Raw genomic sequence first — 17,251 nt, 5'->3', positions numbered from 1 at the left:
ATTTTACTTGTGATGGCTTACTTTTTCTCATTAGGGAGTTCTCCTTTGTTATTAATGATTTATGTGTTTAAGTTAAATCATTATGGAGTGCTCCCTTTTTAATTTCTACCACTTTCGGGACGTTGCCCTTCCCCTTTTTCAAAAGCGCTGCCTGATTCTAGAGTCTTCCAATCATTCTGTATGGAATTAAGAAGGACTGGTCCCACTTCATCTAATTGACTGATCACTTTAACGGCCACATCCCAACTTCCCTGAGGATCATGATATAAAGCCTGAGCTCCGGCGCCTAAGGCCTGTGCAATTTCAGGAAGTGCGGTCAGTGCCGAGTAAGCTGCGTTTGAAAAGCCACTGGCTAAGCCCATGAGCCCATCACTCAACTCACCGGCGATTTGCGCGATCGCTGAGCCTTTCAGGGCGTTTCCACGAGCTAGCTCTTCATCAGCTACTGATATTAAAGTCACACCCAATGTGTGTTGCGCTTTTTCTTGAGACGTAGCGTACTTTAATCCCTCAGTGGCCTTATGAAAGCTTTGAAATCGGTTTATTACCCGACGAACAACTTGCCCATTCTCTGACCACTTAGATGTCAAAGGCCTCTTAGAATCCAACGACGAGCCAACTTTAAAAACTCCCTCTGGATTTGTCCACTTACGAGCGATCGAAGATTTGTCCTTTTGACCATTCTCTTGAGCGTAGCTGATCTCTTCTAACATTTCACCAGCTGCTAACCAATTTTTTTCAGCAAGCGCATCTTGGAATCTCTTTTCAAGAATCGCTCTACCGCCCGAATCCACATAATATTCTGAATATCGTAACACTGATTGCGATAGCTCTATTGATTTTTTAAGACTCTGAATTTCCTCTGTCGACAAACCACCTTGAATTAGCAGACCTGAAGCAATTTCGGCAAAGCCAGCTTGTGCCGAGTTTTGAATGGTCGCAGAGATTCGTTCAGATTCCTTTTTGATATGATTGGCTATGGCCTGATTTACAGCTTCAGTTTGATTATAGTAATTCTGAAATACTTGATTCTGAGCTTCCAGATTTTTAGCCCTTTGCAGACCCGACATCACTTCATTGGCCGCGATGGCCATGGCTTGTGCCGTAGCCGCATCTAAATACGGCCGAGTCGTCATTGATCGAGTATCAATGGATACTGGTGAGCCAGATATAGGATCTTTGATAGTGACCTTAAGACCTAAGTTTACTTTTTTTCCCGAACTACTGCTACCACCATCATTTCCACTAGGATTACCACTGCCACCACTTCCATTCCCTGGGTTACTCCCTGAAGACCCCTGTGGTCTGTGATAATTGAAATCCTGCGATTGATCATTGACGATAATAGTTTGACCATCCCAAGAGCGGTAGTTGCGAGTGTCTTGAGCTTGTCCTTGGTTTCGTTTCCACCATTCGTATTTCTGCTTGTTCTGGCAATCTCTGAAATTACCATTGCCGTCACTACACAGACTCGGTTGATGGGACATGCTCATCGCATCTGAAGCTCCATGTGAGCGGATGATTTGTCCGCTCACAACACCCGGCACTCTCATGCCATTAGCCAAAGTGACTTGGACCCAGAACAGAGAACTAAAAACAGTCGCTAGTATTATAAACACTAAATTTTACCAATCAACGATTGAGCGGCCTTCACAAATTCGGCCACTTCTGGCTCATGACCATATTTTTTTCTGATGACTTGTGCTTGAGTCTTCAAAGTCTCTTGAGCCGTCAACACCGATTTACTATCCGCACGGCCAAAAATTTCTTTAATCTTCAATTCCAAAACTTTTTTAAACTGAAGTTTTGCCGTTTTTAAACTCTTTTGGGCCGCAAGCTCCATACCTATTGGAGATCGCTCATCCAGAGCACTCTGAAATAATCGACTACTTAAATCTAAAGTCGCTTTAGAAACACGATCAAAGGCTTTTCTCTGATGAAGATCAATTTCTCGCCAAATCGTGCTTTGAACTTGCTGATGAAAACTGAGATCCCCTTTTTGTAAGTAGGCTTTTAAAACATTCGCAACTCGTTCTGGAGTGGATTCTTTTGCTAATGCCTCTTCAATCTTCTTGATATCATTTTTCTTAGTTTCAATTTTTTGAGCTAACTCTGCATTTGTTGGACTCTTAATTTGATCTTCCAATAAAATTCTAAGCTCAACATAGGCTTGGTGTCTGTCTGCAGAGAGCTTATTCATCGCAGAGACTTCTTTTTCCCAATCAAAATTAGGAGGTAAGCTTAAAGTCCCTGGCTGGTTCAAAGACTGCGATAAGATAGATCTCAATTGCTTGCTTTTTTCTGAGGTCGCCTGGCAGGCGTCTTTGTAATACTGAGCAATATTTCTATCGTCGACCGAATTTTTAAACACGTACATTTTGGCCTCAACGATTTCGTTCTCTGCCTTAATGCGCTCTTCATTGGACATATACATCACAGCCAGTGCCACAACCACACCGCCGGCTAAGGCATAGGGAGCCATCATTTGGCACGCACCCACTACTGCACCAGAAGCACCACTATAAGCGATCGATCCTACGATGGTCGCCCCAGTATAATAAATGTTGGCCGCTTGATTCCTAGATTGCTCATTCGGCGTTCCCGAGGCGCTTGCGCTACCTTGAAAACTAGGACCAGATTCAGTGCCAAATCCTAACTGGATAGAGTAATTAGCTTTGGGCAGCCCTGGAAAATAAATATCAGCAGCTCCGATGCCTCCGATACCTTTGCCGACCGCACAATTATTCTCAAAGCCAAGTAAAGTATCATGGGCCAGTATTAAAGACTTTTGACGATTCACAAGCTGCAACGAAGGAATGAAGGATAAAGCAAACTTTTCACGACTCAACTCTTGATATTTCTCAAAGGCCTCATTCACTTGTTTTTTAAATTCAGAAATATTTTCGGATTTGGGCTGGCTAAGCAAACTGGAATAGCTTTGTATTAATTTTTGCTGAGACGTAAAAAGATCTTTGTTTGTCTCTGCCAAATCAGGACTGGTGGCCACTTTCTCCATGACCTCAGTCAAAGCAAAATTCAAATCCATTTGCACAATTTCTTGGGCCTTCATGATGGCTAGTTTTCTTTGCTCGGTTATAATTTTTTCAGCTTGGCTCATCGCAGAGGACCAAACCTGAGAACTTTGAATCAATACCGCCAGTGATACTATATACTTTAGAATTTTCATTAGTTGCCTCGCAAACAAGAGTTAAAAGATTCAATCGTTTTCTGATCTTTGGCGATGTTAAAAAATAATTGCCGAATGGGCTCAATAAATTTTTCGCTCAAGGGTTTTTCAAAAATTGCCACCTGATGGGCTAAAAGGCTGATCACAGATGTCGACAAATTATCATCACTACTGTCAGGTGCTATAAATTTAATTCTATCAAATAGCATCTGAGAAAACGCATTTAGATTTTTCTCTAAACTCTCAATGTCTTTAAGAATAGGTGATGCTTTTATAAACTCATGATTGTTGCGATTCACCAATTGAGGCAATGCTCGAAGTTGCTTGGCCACTGCCAGGCGCTCCTGTCCCAGCTTTCCTGCGTACTGATATATTTCCTGAGTATAAATTGAATTAGCTCCGATTGTGCCAAATATCTTCTCTGTCTTTTTTAAAGAACTGGAAAAGTCTCCAAACAAATCAGAGTAGATATCTGAGTTTCTATCTAGGAGTACATAGGCCGCATTTATTTTCTTAAGCTCTTTGGAATCCAGCGCCAATTGAGAATACTTCATTGCATTGTTTTCGTAGCGGACAAATTCTTCGACAAATGCCTTTACTTCAGGAAACTGCAAAGATTCAATTCGAATCAAATCCCGATTGAGCCAGTAATAGGCGGCTTTAAGCCCGCTTGTTGTTATTTTTTTCCCAGTCAAAGGTAAATTGACAGCCACATCTTTACAAAAGATTTTTAAGTCTTCTAGTAAAACTAAAGTTAAACGATAACCGACAGCCGCCGCCATGGCCTTTACATGGGGTTGATCATAGCCCAAACCAATGGTGGTATCATTCGCAATGGAATAGAGTTCATCTAATGTATTTTTAATTTTATTAAGACTTTGATTACTGATTATGTTTTGCATGGCCTCTTCTGACTTCAACAACGCATGTCCTACAGATAAGAACTGTCGAGTCGACTTTTGCTTCAAAAGCATATCCCGCTCGGTCCTTATGTCGTTAGTTTGCTTGATAATCTCTTTGAGCTTCAGGTAAGGCGAAAGTTTTTCAACTTCAGGAGTTACTGAGTCCGGAATAAACTGGATTCTAAATTGACCAAAGGTTTTTTGGGAATCTGTGTAGGCGGATCCCTTAAAATTGATTTTAATTTCACTGCCGGGACGAAACCAAATGATGGAATCACGGCTACTGAGCTGAGCATTGTGGATATCTCCATCAACTCTGAGGCCCTTTTCTTGCGCTTTGAAAATACCCGACGCAAAGTCAGCTTTCATAATTATAAAATAGTTTCCAGTCGGTGGTTTGATCTTTACCGCGATATCGCCGGAAATTTGATGGGAGTGAATTTTCCAGTGAGTTTCGCGAAGCTCACAGTCCCCATCATCCAAATGACTGTACCCCGACCATGACGTGGCATCAGTGATAGAAACCAGATATTCCAAATCATTTATTTTTTGCACTTGTGTCTGAACAGAACCAAAAGAAATCGGAAATCTCTTTGACCCTATGGATTTTAAATCTCCAAACTTCAAATAGGCATGGGAAATTTCTAGATTTTCGCCACCTAAATCCTGATGATCATCTGATTTGCCCGTCACATAGCATTTTAGGCTATGCTCGTGTTTAGTGACCTTATTCCAAGCTAATCCTAGCTTGTGGGTCAACTGACCGCTCACGTCCACATTGATCTTTGGATTCGCTAGCGCCGTTAGGCCTAGTAGTCCCAGACTCAATAAAATACTTATTTTCATTTTCTCTCCCTATCCCTTATTCATTTTTTTTCAACAAAGACGTATTTCTCTTCAAAGAATCGATTCCGTAAAATGGTCCTTCAGACATTAGAACGTGAGCCACTCCGGCCCTGAAAGGCTGACCCCATCCTGAACCATTGAAGAGTAGATCCAATTGTCTCGACGCTAAAGCGTCCGCCGTATCTGTATTCATAGATGGCCCGCTCGAAATCTTAATTTCAGAAATTTGAGACTGGCAGGCCGCAAAAATTTCTTCACTGATGTGATTCAACGTGGATGGTTCTCCAAAAACTACATTTTCTGCCAAGGCACTGACGTAGGGGTTATCCAAAGACAAATCCCAGTTACCCTTGATAATTCCAATAGACGCGAGAGATTCGGTTTCAAAATCAATCTGAAGAGCTAAGTATTGAAGTACCTCATTGGAAGAAAGCTCTCGAAGAATTAACCAAGCGGGTCCCCGCTTTGAAAGAGAAAATGACCTATAGTGCTTGATCACTTCAGAGCTGATGCAACTTTGTGTTTCGCTTTTAAACCGATCTTGCAATTTGGATTTATAATTTGAAAACTGAGTGTCCAATGTCCAGCTCAACTTCCTCCATTCCTCATTCTTTGCCTTGGAAATGGATATTGGGCTGATTTCCTTTATGTTTTTAGCGTCTGCTAGATTAAAAGCCTTTTGGAATACTGGCTCCATTTGACTATTCAATATTTGATATTGCACTTTTGTACTTTGATCAAAGTACATAGAGCGCAAATAGTAATTCTGATTTAACCCCTGAATCTCAATATAGCCCTCGGACTCTATCTGTGCAGAAGTTCCTTCTGGCGACAGGGGCGCCTGTTCTGTTACTGGGTCCGAGTTTTTGGGTGAACAGCCGAAAAATACTAAAAACGCAGCAACTATCGCAATACTAAATCGAAAAAAGGAAACAGTGTTTGATCTTAAACTCTGAGATTTCATTGGCCCAACTCCTCTTCTGATAAAGCTAAAATTTTAATTTGCTTATTCATTGCACTGATGGAATTTTGTAGTTTCAATTTTATGGCAGAGTAGGCTTTTAGTTTTTGCTGGGAATTGAGCTCATCTTTGTAAACAGAGTACTTTGTTCTTCGGTCTAAGATTTGAGTCAGCTCGCTCATCAAAACTAGATGTTGTGAAAATGCCTCATAACGTCGAGACATATTAGAGCTTGATTTATATTCTACTAAATCAATCAGTCTTTTTCTTAGTTCGTCTGAAGAAAATGGATGGGTGACTGACCCCGATTGCAAATACCATACATTAAAATTATAGATCGACTTTAGTAAATCGACGGAAGTAGATCCATTACTCTGAGTGAATTCGGTAAATTTTGATTCAATCGCCTGCAATTCATTTTGATGTTTAGAAATAGCGAAATGTAGTGCTGAACCCAAACCCGATTTTAAGTGCATACAGAATCTATCAGCCAGTTCACATTGAATAGAGTCCATAAATTCAATCATGGCCCCCACTGGAGTCATCTGGTTAATTGTGGCTTTGATTGAGGGTACTAGAAAATATCTCATCAGGTTTCCATTGGGGGGCCCCCACTTCTTTAGTTCCTTATCTATCGCTGTAAGGTCCATGAGAATTTGCTTCTTAAGTGTTAATAGCGCTAGTATCGCTTCAATGCCTCCACTAGAGCCATCGGCAGAGAAGAGTAAAGTATAGTTTTGACTTAAAATTCGATTTAAAACCCACGGAGATTTATCAAATACTTCAGGACTTATTCCCTCAAGGTCAGGCAAGGAAACTATGCTACCATTCTTATTATAAATTTTTTGATGCCAACGATAGTATTGAGTTAGCTTTTTAGGAAGCTGTCGAAGCGTTTTAGAAATATTCGGCTCGACTTTTATTAATGCTAGTATATTTTTTAAGTTTTCTTCTCTGTTAAATACCGCCCTTAAAAGAATATTTTCTACCGGTGGAAATAGCTCTTGATAGAGTTCTTCAGTGGTTATGACTTCGGGTCTGGAAAAACAAACAGAATTCACTCCAAGGCTAATAGCTAAGTTCAGTGCTATATATAGATAGCCTTTTTTTAGAAAACTCATTCCCGCCCCCGGTGGTGATATTTTGTCTTGGTTTCCCGCGAAGCATTCCTAAGAGCAATTACTAGACCAATCCAATTTGGCCCTAGTCCAACGATTGTTCTGTGCTTTTTAGAAACAAAGCACTGGAAAGCTTTCCTTGGCAGGCTTCAACCAATGATCAAAAGGTCCGCATAAATGATCGCTCTGGTCTTAATCACCCAGCGCCTAAACAACATTCCGGACCACAGCGCCACAGCAGATATCAGTAAAGCGATCCTAAATGGCCACGGCCGTTGCAGACATGTATTTAGCCCATGTCGATTCCCAATGCCAAAACCTATCACTACCAACGCCACGAACCCGAAAAAACTACACTCTACAAACTGATCCAAGCCAACTGGCTGTCATTCCAAAAACAAGTCGAACACGATCTGGGGTATCCATTACCAGACTTCGTGATCAAAGAGTTCGAAGCGTATTTACGCTGTGGGATTTTGGCTCATGGGTTCTTGCGGGCCCAGTGTACCATTTGCCACCACGAGATGTTGGTAGCGTTTAGCTGCAAAAAAAGAGGCTTCTGTCCATCATGCGGAGCCCGGCGGATGGCAGAAACAGCGGTTCACTTAGTCGATTGCGTATTGCCACACAAAAACATCAGGCAGTGGGTGCTGACATTCCCGATTCCGATCAGACTGTGCTTAGCTGTTAGACACAAGGTCATGGCAAGAGCCCTAGAGATTGCGCATCTGGTGATTAGCCAGTATTACCGCAACAAAGCAGGGCTCGGGGCAAGGAACTCCAAATCAAGCGCAGTCACTCTGATCCAACGCTTTGGAGGAAGTCTGAACTTGAACATCCACTTTCATCAACTCTTTGTTGATGGCTGCTATGAACTCAGTGCCAAAGGTGAACCCATCGACTTCTGGGTGGCCACACCACCAACAGTTAAAGAGATCGAGGAAGTACTTACAAAAATCATCGTTAAGCTCACTAAATACCTAGAGCGAGAAAAAATCATTATCAAAGATGACAGCGATGGTGGCTTCCAAATACCGATTCCAGATGAAGATACACTCTCTAAACTACAAGCCACTTCTGTGACCTACAGATTTGCCACAGGCAAAAGTAAAGGCAAAAAAGCACTGGTTCTAAAGTCTGTCACCGATAACGATCACACCGCCACCAAGGGCCTTGTGGCGAAGAACTCTGGATTTTCACTGCATGCAGGTGTAGCCACCAAAGCCCATGAGCGTGATCGTTTAGAAAAGATTTGCAGATACATTGCGCGTCCGGCTGTAGCCGAGGAGCGCTTATCAACTGATGATGTCGGTAATGTGATCTACAAGTTCAAAAAAAACTGGGACGATGGCACCACAGCTCTGAAGTTAACACCGATGGAGCTGATGGAGCGACTTGTGGCACTGGTTCCAAGACCCAGAGTGCATCTGACTCGTTATCATGGAGTACTTGGACCCCACTACAAATACCGAAAACAAATAGTACCAAAACCTCCAGAACTAAACCTGGTTCAAGATAACCAAACAGCAGCAGTGCCAAATAAAATAGAGCTAAAAAAGAAGAACATTCCCTGGGCACGGCTACTTGCAAGGGTTTTCAATGTGGACGTAGAAACTTGTTCTAAATGCGGCGGTAAAATGAAAATCATTGCTGCCATCGAGGATCCAAAAGTAATTCGAAAAATCCTTGAGCACATGGGGCTACCAACAAAACCGCCACCGCTATATCCAGCAAGGGGACCACCAAAGCAACAGCATCATTTCGAAGATGACTTTGCTCAACAGTACTTCGAGATGAACCCACACGAGCATGAAGTGCTAACTAGCTCGGTGGGGAACTTCGACAATTTTAATCAATCGGCAGACTAAGAAATTTATCTGCAACGGATTTGTGTATTCAAAATCTTGAAAAAACCCCCTAGCAAAGCAAAGACACAGCGCAAATTTTTAAAATCAGTGAAATTCTAGTGAAATTCATTGCCAAAGACCCGTTCCAATCACACAATTTTAACAACAACGAAGGCAAAACTAGATGTTAGACTTGAACGATTCGGCCTTTGAAATTCCTATCCTCGGTGATGATATTGCAATTTTGTAGTAAGACTTGTTTTTGAATGGGATTAATTTTAGTAAATAAATCAAGCTTACGATTTAGTCCTTTAGGCAGATCAAAGGTCCCATTTTTTAATATCATTAGCATACTCCTCCTTAAAACTGGATCATTTCAAAACTTTAAACCATAAAAAGCAAACTTCTACTGATTTAAATCATATGTGCTCTTAATTTTAATTACGTAAAGTGAGTCATAACGGGGAGGCGTATTACATGGACACAGTATTAGACTTTAGAGCATTTGATACCCGATTTAAATCGGGGTTGTTGTTCTCGATTATTGAAGGGTTGCTTCAGGGGAAAGAGATGAAAGTTATTTTTGATCATGACCCTGATCTATTAAAAAAACAATTTGATGAGGCGAGAATTCCTAATTCAATTTGGTCATCAAAAAAAATTGATGATAACTTATGGGAAGTTTGTATTGCAAAAAAAGTAGCACATGCAAATCAAGGTTGCTGTGGAATATGCGGGAATGGGTAGGTAAAAGATGTTATCAAAATCACAAGCAAAAGCTTTCTTTCTTTTTGGAACTGCTGTCTGTACAGCGGCATTTATTGGTTTGACCTTGGATACATTTCAACGAATCCCAGCGCAAACGAAGTCCCAAAATTTAACTCCTGAAATTATTAGAGGTAAACATTTGTGGGATAAAAATAATTGTATGGGTTGTCATACTCTTATGGGTGAGGGGGCCTATTATGCTCCAGAACTGACCAAAGTTTATGAGCGTAGAGGTGAAACTTTTGTTAAATCTATGCTCAAGGATCCGCAGAAGATGTATCCCAATGATCGGAAGATGGTGAATTATAATTTTACTGATGAAGAAATTTCAGATTTAACTCTATTTTTAAAATGGATTGGCGAGATGGACTTAAATGGTTTTCCTGCAAAGCCTGATTTGCAAGGACAGGGTGCTGTTACAAGTGCTGCAGTTTCAGAATCAGTTGCCGGTAGTGTGACAAAGCCTGCCGTGTTTACACAAATATGTGTTGCCTGTCATGCTGTCCAAGGACAAGGCGGAACGGTTGGACCTGCACTTGATGGTGTTGGAAGTAAGTTTGATTCTGACTATCTTGCAAAATGGATTTCAGATCCAGCTTCGGTAAAGCCAGATTCTAAAATGCCAAAGTTGCCACTTAAAGATTCAGAAATTTCTGAGCTTGTTACTTATCTTTCACAACTCAAAGGGGGGAAATAGTTATGAAATTCAAATCCCAAAAAGTCGCCTATTGGTTTTTTGCTGTTTGCATGCTGCTATTTAGTTTACAATTAGTTTATGGTTTTTTCATGGGCTTTGCTCATATGGGGTTTGACGGATTACATTCTGTTATTCCTTTTAATGCGGCTCGTGCAACACATACAAATTTATTAGTTATGTGGCTATTAGCAGGTTTCATGGGAGCTGCTTATTACATTATCCCAGAAGAAGCTGATCGTGAATTAATATCAGTTAAGTGGGCCTATGTGCAGCTGGTAGCTCTTGTTGTTGTTGGTGTCACTTCTATTATCGGTTTTCACTTTAATTGGTGGGAAGGTCGAAAGTTTTTAGAAATACCAAGGCCTTTAGATTATCTAGTAGTTGTGGATGTGTTGCTGTTTATTGGTTTAATTGGTGGAACAATTTGGAATGGCAAAAGATATACAACTACAAGTTTAGTTTTATTCTTTGGCTTGTTGATGACAGCCCTTTTGTATCTACCGGGAATGATTAATACCGATCATCAAACGATGGATTCCTACTGGCGTTGGTGGGTGGTGCATCTTTGGGTTGAGGGTGTATGGGAATTAATTATGGGTGCCATCTTGTCATACTTGTTAATTAAGCTGACTGGCGTTGATAGAGAAATTATTGAAAAATGGCTATACATTATTGTTGGCTTTACTTTTCTTTCTGGAATTTTAGGAACAGGACATCACTATTATTATATTGGAACTCCAAGATATTGGTTAATGATTGGCGGTGTGTTTAGTGCGCTTGAGCCCGTAGCTTTTTTAGGTATGGCGATTTATGCCTTAGCCATGGCTAAAAAAGGTGGCAGGATGCCTGATAATAAAACAGCCTTGCTGTGGACTCTTGGTTGTGCGGTCATGTCTTTTGTGGGAGCTGGATTTTTAGGTTTTGCACATACGCTTCCTCAAGTAAATATGTACACCCATGGAACTTTAGTGACTGCCATGCATGGACATATGGCCTTTTGGGGGGCATATGCTTGTCTGATTTTAGCTATCATTACTTATACGATGCCGCATTTGACAGGTAGAAAACTGCAAGACACAGGGATGAATACCTTTGCTTTTTGGACTTCAAATATAGGAATGACTGCGATGACAGTGGCTTTTGGTATTGCTGGAATTGCTCAAGTTTACCTTGAAAGAAGAATGGGAATGGATTTTATGACAGTTCAGAAAGAAATCGAAGTTCACTTTTTAGGTTTAATTCTGGCTGCAACATTATTTACAATTGGAATCATCGCGTATATCTGGAATTTTATTAGATTCGGAAAACCTGTAGGCGAAATTGGTGGTAAATAATGGATAACATCTTTTATTCTCTTAATCATGAAGTTGAGATTTTTGAAAGATGTTATCGTTCCCAATTGCCTTTGCTTTTAAAGGGACCAACTGGTTGTGGGAAATCACAATTGGTTGGCTTTATGTCAGAAAAATTAAATGTCCCCTTAGTGAAAGTCGCTTGTAATGAAGACACAAGTAGTGCTGATCTTTTGGGACGCTTTTTATTAAAAGGCTCTGAAATGATTTGGCAAGATGGTCCAGTAACTCGAGCTGTTCGCCAAGGGGCCATTTTATATCTTGATGAATTAGCGGAAGCTCGTGAAGACGTTATTGTAGCCTTGCATCCACTTACTGATCATCGCAGAGAAATATACCTAGACCGAGTCAACGAAGTTGTCTCGGCACCCAAAACATTTATGTGTGTGGCAAGTTTTAATCCTGGTTATCAAAAAGGGTTTAAAGAATTAAAGCCATCGACCAGACAAAGATTCATTAACCTTGTTATGAATTATTTAGATCGGGATACGGAAGTAAAGTTATTATGTGAAAAAACAGCGTTGTCATCTGGTCTTTCCTTGCAGATAGTAAAGTTAGCTGAAAAAATCAGAACCATGGGAGAGCTTAACTTAAGAGAAACAGTGTCAACTCGGTTATTAGTTTACGCTGCTCTTTTAATAAAAGACGGCATGAATCCAAGAAGAGCTTGTTATTCAAGTATAGCTGAAGTGTTAAGTGATGATCCAGAGATTATTCAGACGCTTAAGGATCTGATTGATTTGAGTCTTTAATGGATATCCTTGAGAAGCTTTTTGAAAAAGTAGTTAATAGGTATGTGCAGAAAAATAAAAAAAGCAATTCTCTTGTCGAATTTAGTAAACAAGAAAAATATCTAAATGCCTTTGCCAGCGCTCTTTTTCGCAAAGAGCAAGCGCCATTAGTGTCAGCTTCTCTTTGCTTCATAGGATTAAATAATGGGGTTTTGTTTTTACCAGATAAAATTGATTTATTTCGTGATTTTGAACTAAATAAAAAAATTTATATCAATTTGATCTTAATAACAGCGGCAGCCTATAAATTAAATATAAGACAACAAAAGCCGCAGAATCCATTGGTATCACGATTTGAGTTTTTAAAACAGATGCCGCTTATTAACTCATATTTGGATCAAGAGTTTGCTAGCTATAAAAATTTTCAAAATGAAATTATATCTAAGATAAAAGAATTAAAAAAACATAAATATTTAGAACTTTGGGAAAAAAATTACGCTGTGCGGATGGCGACAGAAGCCTTTGTCTTTGATATGCCTGTAACAAAGATCAACGAAGTCATTCCCGATTTTATCTTTTTAACCTTGCCGTGTCTAAGCGCATCTGAGGGATCTTTTGCTAGAAATGATTTAAAATTTAACTCGCAGTCTGGGAAAAAAAATCAACAGGATGAAATCACTACGGAATTAAAGAAAAAAAATAACGGAATCACGGAATATGTTGATTTAGAGCAAGAAAAAGCAAATCCAGTAACACATTCATTTGAAAAACTGGAAACAGCTGATGAATATCAGGGGGGCTATCGATTTGATTCAGGAGATGATCAGTTAAATGATCATAGTAAGGCTTTAGAGGAACTATCTTTGTCTAAAGTGACTCGCGGGGGAGAAGCTGCTAAATCTGTGTATTCTGCAGATGGGGTACTGAATTTTCACAATGATTCAGAAGCGGTGATATTTGAGCCTGATAAAAATTTTTCATATCCTGAATGGAATGTGAAGTCGGCTAATTATTTAATAAATCATTGTTTGTTAGTTGAAAAAGTTGTGAATGTATCAGGCACGGAAAATCATGCTCAAGAGTTGAGCAAAAAATATCGTAAAGAAATTGATCATTGGAAAAAAAGATTGTCTAGTCTTATCAATTATCCCTTGTGGAAAAACAGATTATTCGATGGTGAAGAAGTTGATTTTGATAATTTTTTACATGATTACGCTTGTCTTAAAGCTAAAACTTCTGTTGACCAAAGATGGTATTCATCAAAAAAAAAGGCACAACAAGAAATGGCAGTATTGATTCTTTTTGATCAGTCCATGTCGGCTGATTCTTGGGTTCAGAATAGACGAGTCCTAGATGTTATCACTGATTCTGTAGGTTTAATGGGATTGATATTTGAAGATTTGATAACAAATATTCAGGTTGCAGGAACTTTCAGTGAAACCAGACACCATTGCTATTATCAAATTTATAAAAAGGAACAAAGTCCCTGGTCAAATTTTTTTAATTCGGTCTCGCAAATACAGGCGCAGGGATATACTAGACTTGGACCAGCCATTCGACATGCAACGTTAAAATTAAAGGAATCCAAGGCAGAGAAAAAACTTTTAATTTTAATTACTGATGGTAAGCCAACTGACTTAGATGGGTATGAAGGAAGGTACGGAATTTCTGATGTTAAAAAATCCTGCTCAGAGGCAGAAGGCTCTGGTATCTTACCATTTGCGCTAACTGTGGACAAAGAAGCTAAACAGTTCTTCCCAAAAATGTTTAATCACTATAGAGTTTTAAATAATCCAGATCAATTACCACAAGAACTATATGGAATTGTTTTTAAACTATTAAGGAGCCTAAAATCGTGAATGCCCTTGAAGCCTCAATGAATGAACTTTCTGGTTTTCCAATTTTTATTGGGTACGAAAAAAAACGAATCTTAGAGTTATGTCATGACGGTCAAATTGTAACTTCTAATCACAGAGATATTTTATTTCATTGCGGGAAAGAGGCTCATTGTTTTGGAATTGTTTTAAGTGGTGCTTATAAATTAACTAAACCGTCGCCATTGGGCGAAGATGTGATTGTTCACTTTTCTACACCAGGTGAGGCTTTGGCGGCATTTATTATGGCTCAACCAAGACCTATTTATCCAGTGTCAGCTATCGCGATGGGACCTTCTCGATTTTTAAAAATTCCCAAAGAAAATTATATTACTCATTGGAAGCAAAACCCTGATTTGATATTGCGTGTGCAGAATATGCTTTCAAGTCGGATGAATATGCTTCAAGAACAAAAAGTAATGTCGAAATCCCCATTGTCTCAAAAAGTAGCAATGTTATTAATTAATCTGTTAGATAAGCAATCAGAGAATGGCAATGCTTCAGTGAGACTACCTATGACCAGGAAAGAGATTGCTGATAATCTTGGCGCTTCTGTAGAGTCTGTTATCCGCATCATGAGTGATTGGTCCAAGCAAGGAATAATTCAAACTGCTGATCAGCAAATTCATGTTCTAAAAGTTGATAAAATTATCGAGCATCCACATGATGTAAATTATATTTACTTATAATTTAACTTGTGATTTAAGTCATAGGCACAAACAATAAAAAAACCGTAAAGTAAATATATAACAAGGAGACTATTATGAAGCGTTTAGTGCTAGCAATAATGATGTTTGCAATGAGTTTTTCAGCTTTTGCAAAAGATGAAATTAAAGGGGAAGAGAATGCTGTTCTGACATCTCCTCCAGAGGTGCCACCGCCGATATCACGAAGTCATAACACAAAAATGATTGTAAAATTGGAAGTTGTCGAAAAGAAAATGAAAATCGCCGATGGCGTTGATTATACTTTTTGGACTTTTGGTGGAACTGTTCCTGGAAGTTTTATCAGAGTCAAAGAAGGCGATATGGTTGAGTTTCATTTAATGAATCATCCAACAAGTAAAATGCCTCATAATATCGATTTGCACGCGGTCACTGGCCAAGGGGGCGGAGCTGCGGCTTCATTCACTTCACCAGGGCATGAGAGCGTGTTTTCATTCAAAGCATTGAATAAAGGTTTATATGTATATCATTGTGCTACAGCTCCAGTGGGAATGCATATCGCAAATGGTATGTATGGTTTGATTTTGGTTGAACCAAAAGAGGGTCTACCAAAAGTTGATCGTGAGTTCTATGTAATGCAGGGTGATTTTTATACGAAAGGTAAATATGGTAAACAAGGTTACCAACCATTTGATATGGAAAAGGCTATTGATGAAAGGCCAACATATGTTGTGTTTAACGGATCTGTTGGATCAATGACAGGTGAAAAAGCTTTGAAAGCCAAAGTAGGTGAAACAGTTCGTTTATTTGTTGGTAACGGTGGGCCCAATTTAGTTTCTTCGTTCCACGTGATTGGTGAAATTTTTGATAAGGTTTACACTGAAGGTGGTGATAAATTTCAAACTAACGTCCAAACAACTTTAGTTCCTGCCGGTGGGTCTGCGATTGTTGAGTACAAAATTGATGTTCCAGGAAATTACATTCTAGTGGATCACTCTATCTTTAGAACTTTCAATAAAGGTTCTTTAGGAATTATGAAAGCCGATGGAGCAGAAGATAAAGCTATTTTCTCTGGAAAAATTGCAGACAATGTTTATTTGCCTGAAGGTGGAGCTATCCAACAAGTAACAGAAAAAGAACATGTTACTACGGCAAAGACGATTGAAGATAGAATTAAAATGGGAAAAAATGTTTATACGCAAAACTGTGCGGCTTGCCATCAGCCTGACGGTAAGGGTGTTCCAGGAGCTTTCCCTCCGTTAGCAGGTTCGGATTATTTAAAGAACGATGTTAAAAAAATTATTAGTGCCGTAAAGAATGGTTTGTCTGGACCTATCAAAGTGAATGGTGAAAAGTATGACGGCGTTATGCCATCGCTTGGTTTAAGTGATGAAGACGTAGCAAACGTATTAACATATGTATACAATTCATGGGGTAACTCAAAAAAAGCAGTCACACCTAAACAAGTAAGTTCAGTAAAAACTGAAAAAACAGAACAAAAAGGCGAATAAAAAAATGAAACCATCTGTTAAACTTTTAGCAATATTAATTTTTCAGATGGTTTTTTCTAATTTGGCTCTTGCAAACCTGGAAACAATTCAAATTCCTGCAGGAAAACTTGAGCCCTTTTGGTTAGGTGCTTCATCGAACAAAAAAGCAAATAAAAAAATAAATAAAGCAATAAATATTGCAAGCTTTGAAGTTATGGTTAGCCAGGTTACGGTGTTGCAATATGAAGAGTTTTTAAATAAACAGCCTCAGTGGAAAAAACAAAATGTCTCTAGCTTGTTTTCTGATGCTAGTTATTTAAAATCTTTAGGCATAGAAAATAAAACGGCTCCAATAACTTGGGTGTCATGGTTTGCGGCAAAGGCTTTTTGTGAATCAGTTAATATGCGTTTACCGACTATAAACGAGTGGGAATATATTGGACAATCTTCAGAAAATAAAAAATCAGCTGTTAAAGATGAGCTTTTTTTAAAGAGAATTCTAGATTGGTATGGTGAACCGCAAGGTGGAAATCTAAAGAACACCAAAAGTATATATAAAAACATTTACGGTGTTTGGGATATGCATGGTCTTGTTTGGGAATGGGTAGAAGATTTTAATTCCAGTTTTGTGACTGGGGAAAGTCGTGAAGATACCTCCTTTAATAAGGATATGTTTTGTGGTGCTGGTGGCATGAACAGTGCTGACCAGGAAAATTATGCAGCCTTTATGAGATTTGCCTTCCGTTCAAGCTTAAAAGCTAAATCTTCTATATGGAATTTAGGTTTTAGATGTGTAAGGTAAGAGGAATAATT

15 protein-coding genes are annotated in these 17,251 nt (G+C 39.2%); 9 read left to right on the top strand and 6 right to left on the bottom strand.

Features of this window, described 5'->3' with window-relative positions; all coding sequences use genetic code 11:
- Positions 1-98 precede the first annotated feature (98 nt).
- From J0M15_16305 to J0M15_16285, 5 genes are read right to left on the bottom strand one after another with little or no spacing between them, the layout of a single operon-like run.
- Positions 99-1,619: a hypothetical protein gene (locus tag J0M15_16305; GenBank protein MBN8538612.1), complete on the bottom strand. Its 1,521-nt coding sequence runs from the start codon at positions 1,617-1,619 to the stop codon at positions 99-101.
- Positions 1,619-3,187, bottom strand: a complete 1,569-nt coding sequence (locus J0M15_16300) for a hypothetical protein (protein ID MBN8538611.1) — start codon at positions 3,185-3,187, stop codon at positions 1,619-1,621. The genes J0M15_16305 and J0M15_16300 overlap by 1 nt, the downstream gene beginning before the upstream one ends.
- Complete coding sequence (locus J0M15_16295; protein MBN8538610.1) at positions 3,187-4,935, bottom strand: hypothetical protein; 1,749 nt, start codon at positions 4,933-4,935, stop codon at positions 3,187-3,189. The genes J0M15_16300 and J0M15_16295 overlap by 1 nt, the downstream gene beginning before the upstream one ends.
- A 16-nt stretch (positions 4,936-4,951) precedes the next feature.
- Positions 4,952-5,899 (bottom strand): hypothetical protein, encoded by a 948-nt coding sequence (locus J0M15_16290; GenBank protein MBN8538609.1) that lies wholly within the window; start codon positions 5,897-5,899, stop codon positions 4,952-4,954.
- Complete coding sequence (locus tag J0M15_16285; GenBank protein ID MBN8538608.1) at positions 5,896-7,017, bottom strand: hypothetical protein; 1,122 nt, start codon at positions 7,015-7,017, stop codon at positions 5,896-5,898. The genes J0M15_16290 and J0M15_16285 overlap by 4 nt, the downstream gene beginning before the upstream one ends.
- 293 nt (positions 7,018-7,310) lie before the next feature.
- On the opposite strand from J0M15_16285, the gene J0M15_16280 reads away from it, so the two are divergent.
- Positions 7,311-8,882: a transposase gene (locus J0M15_16280; protein ID MBN8538607.1), complete on the top strand. Its 1,572-nt coding sequence runs from the start codon at positions 7,311-7,313 to the stop codon at positions 8,880-8,882.
- Between the two features lie 166 nt (positions 8,883-9,048).
- Here J0M15_16280 and J0M15_16275 read toward each other — a convergent pair whose 3' ends face one another.
- Positions 9,049-9,207, bottom strand: coding sequence for a hypothetical protein (locus J0M15_16275; GenBank protein ID MBN8538606.1), 159 nt, complete (start codon positions 9,205-9,207; stop codon positions 9,049-9,051).
- A gap of 131 nt (positions 9,208-9,338) precedes the next feature.
- Here J0M15_16275 and J0M15_16270 point away from each other — a divergent pair, with 131 nt between their 5' ends.
- The 8 genes from J0M15_16270 (at position 9,339) to J0M15_16235 (ending at position 17,240) form a co-directional block, all read left to right on the top strand.
- Positions 9,339-9,608 carry a DUF2249 domain-containing protein gene (locus tag J0M15_16270; GenBank protein MBN8538605.1) on the top strand — a complete coding sequence of 90 codons (270 nt, stop codon included), beginning with the start codon at positions 9,339-9,341 and terminating at the stop codon, positions 9,606-9,608.
- Between the two features lie 7 nt (positions 9,609-9,615).
- Complete coding sequence (locus J0M15_16265; protein MBN8538604.1) at positions 9,616-10,326, top strand: c-type cytochrome; 711 nt, start codon at positions 9,616-9,618, stop codon at positions 10,324-10,326.
- 2 nt (positions 10,327-10,328) lie between these two features.
- Positions 10,329-11,660, top strand: a complete 1,332-nt coding sequence (locus J0M15_16260) for a cbb3-type cytochrome c oxidase subunit I (GenBank protein MBN8538603.1) — start codon at positions 10,329-10,331, stop codon at positions 11,658-11,660.
- Entirely contained in the window at positions 11,660-12,430 is a 771-nt protein-coding gene (locus J0M15_16255) for a CbbQ/NirQ/NorQ/GpvN family protein (protein MBN8538602.1), read from the top strand. Before J0M15_16260 ends, J0M15_16255 begins: the two co-directional genes overlap by 1 nt.
- A complete protein-coding gene (locus J0M15_16250; GenBank protein MBN8538601.1) occupies positions 12,430-14,268 on the top strand; it encodes a VWA domain-containing protein in 1,839 nt (612 codons plus the stop codon). The genes J0M15_16255 and J0M15_16250 overlap by 1 nt, the downstream gene beginning before the upstream one ends.
- Entirely contained in the window at positions 14,265-14,972 is a 708-nt protein-coding gene (locus tag J0M15_16245) for a Crp/Fnr family transcriptional regulator (GenBank protein MBN8538600.1), read from the top strand. The genes J0M15_16250 and J0M15_16245 overlap by 4 nt, the downstream gene beginning before the upstream one ends.
- A gap of 74 nt (positions 14,973-15,046) precedes the next feature.
- Positions 15,047-16,459, top strand: a complete 1,413-nt coding sequence (gene nirK, locus J0M15_16240) for a nitrite reductase, copper-containing (protein ID MBN8538599.1) — start codon at positions 15,047-15,049, stop codon at positions 16,457-16,459.
- Between the two features lie 4 nt (positions 16,460-16,463).
- Entirely contained in the window at positions 16,464-17,240 is a 777-nt protein-coding gene (locus J0M15_16235; protein ID MBN8538598.1) for a formylglycine-generating enzyme family protein, read from the top strand.
- Positions 17,241-17,251: the final 11 nt, after the last annotated feature.

This window comes from Deltaproteobacteria bacterium, from assembly GCA_017302835.1.
Taxonomy (GTDB): domain Bacteria; phylum Bdellovibrionota; class Bdellovibrionia; order Bdellovibrionales; family Bdellovibrionaceae; genus UBA2316.
The sequence above is the reverse complement of the archived record's forward strand: the minus strand, read 5'-3'. Positions and strand labels throughout refer to the sequence as shown.

What these genes read in the sequence shown, in the direction of transcription:
- J0M15_16300 (MBN8538611.1), bottom strand. Translation starts at nt 3,187, where the DNA reads ATGAAAATTCTAAAGTATATAGTATCACTGGCGGTATTGATTCAAAGT.
- J0M15_16295 (MBN8538610.1), bottom strand. Translation starts at nt 4,935, where the DNA reads ATGAAAATAAGTATTTTATTGAGTCTGGGACTACTAGGCCTAACGGCG.
- J0M15_16290 (MBN8538609.1), bottom strand. Translation starts at nt 5,899, where the DNA reads ATGAAATCTCAGAGTTTAAGATCAAACACTGTTTCCTTTTTTCGATTT.
- J0M15_16285 (MBN8538608.1), bottom strand. Translation starts at nt 7,017, where the DNA reads ATGAGTTTTCTAAAAAAAGGCTATCTATATATAGCACTGAACTTAGCT.
- J0M15_16280 (MBN8538607.1), top strand. Translation starts at nt 7,311, where the DNA reads ATGTCGATTCCCAATGCCAAAACCTATCACTACCAACGCCACGAACCC.
- J0M15_16275 (MBN8538606.1), bottom strand. Translation starts at nt 9,207, where the DNA reads ATGATATTAAAAAATGGGACCTTTGATCTGCCTAAAGGACTAAATCGT.
- J0M15_16270 (MBN8538605.1), top strand. Translation starts at nt 9,339, where the DNA reads ATGGACACAGTATTAGACTTTAGAGCATTTGATACCCGATTTAAATCG.
- J0M15_16265 (MBN8538604.1), top strand. Translation starts at nt 9,616, where the DNA reads ATGTTATCAAAATCACAAGCAAAAGCTTTCTTTCTTTTTGGAACTGCT.
- J0M15_16260 (MBN8538603.1), top strand. Translation starts at nt 10,329, where the DNA reads ATGAAATTCAAATCCCAAAAAGTCGCCTATTGGTTTTTTGCTGTTTGC.
- J0M15_16255 (MBN8538602.1), top strand. Translation starts at nt 11,660, where the DNA reads ATGGATAACATCTTTTATTCTCTTAATCATGAAGTTGAGATTTTTGAA.
- J0M15_16250 (MBN8538601.1), top strand. Translation starts at nt 12,430, where the DNA reads ATGGATATCCTTGAGAAGCTTTTTGAAAAAGTAGTTAATAGGTATGTG.
- nirK (MBN8538599.1), top strand. Translation starts at nt 15,047, where the DNA reads ATGAAGCGTTTAGTGCTAGCAATAATGATGTTTGCAATGAGTTTTTCA.
- J0M15_16235 (MBN8538598.1), top strand. Translation starts at nt 16,464, where the DNA reads ATGAAACCATCTGTTAAACTTTTAGCAATATTAATTTTTCAGATGGTT.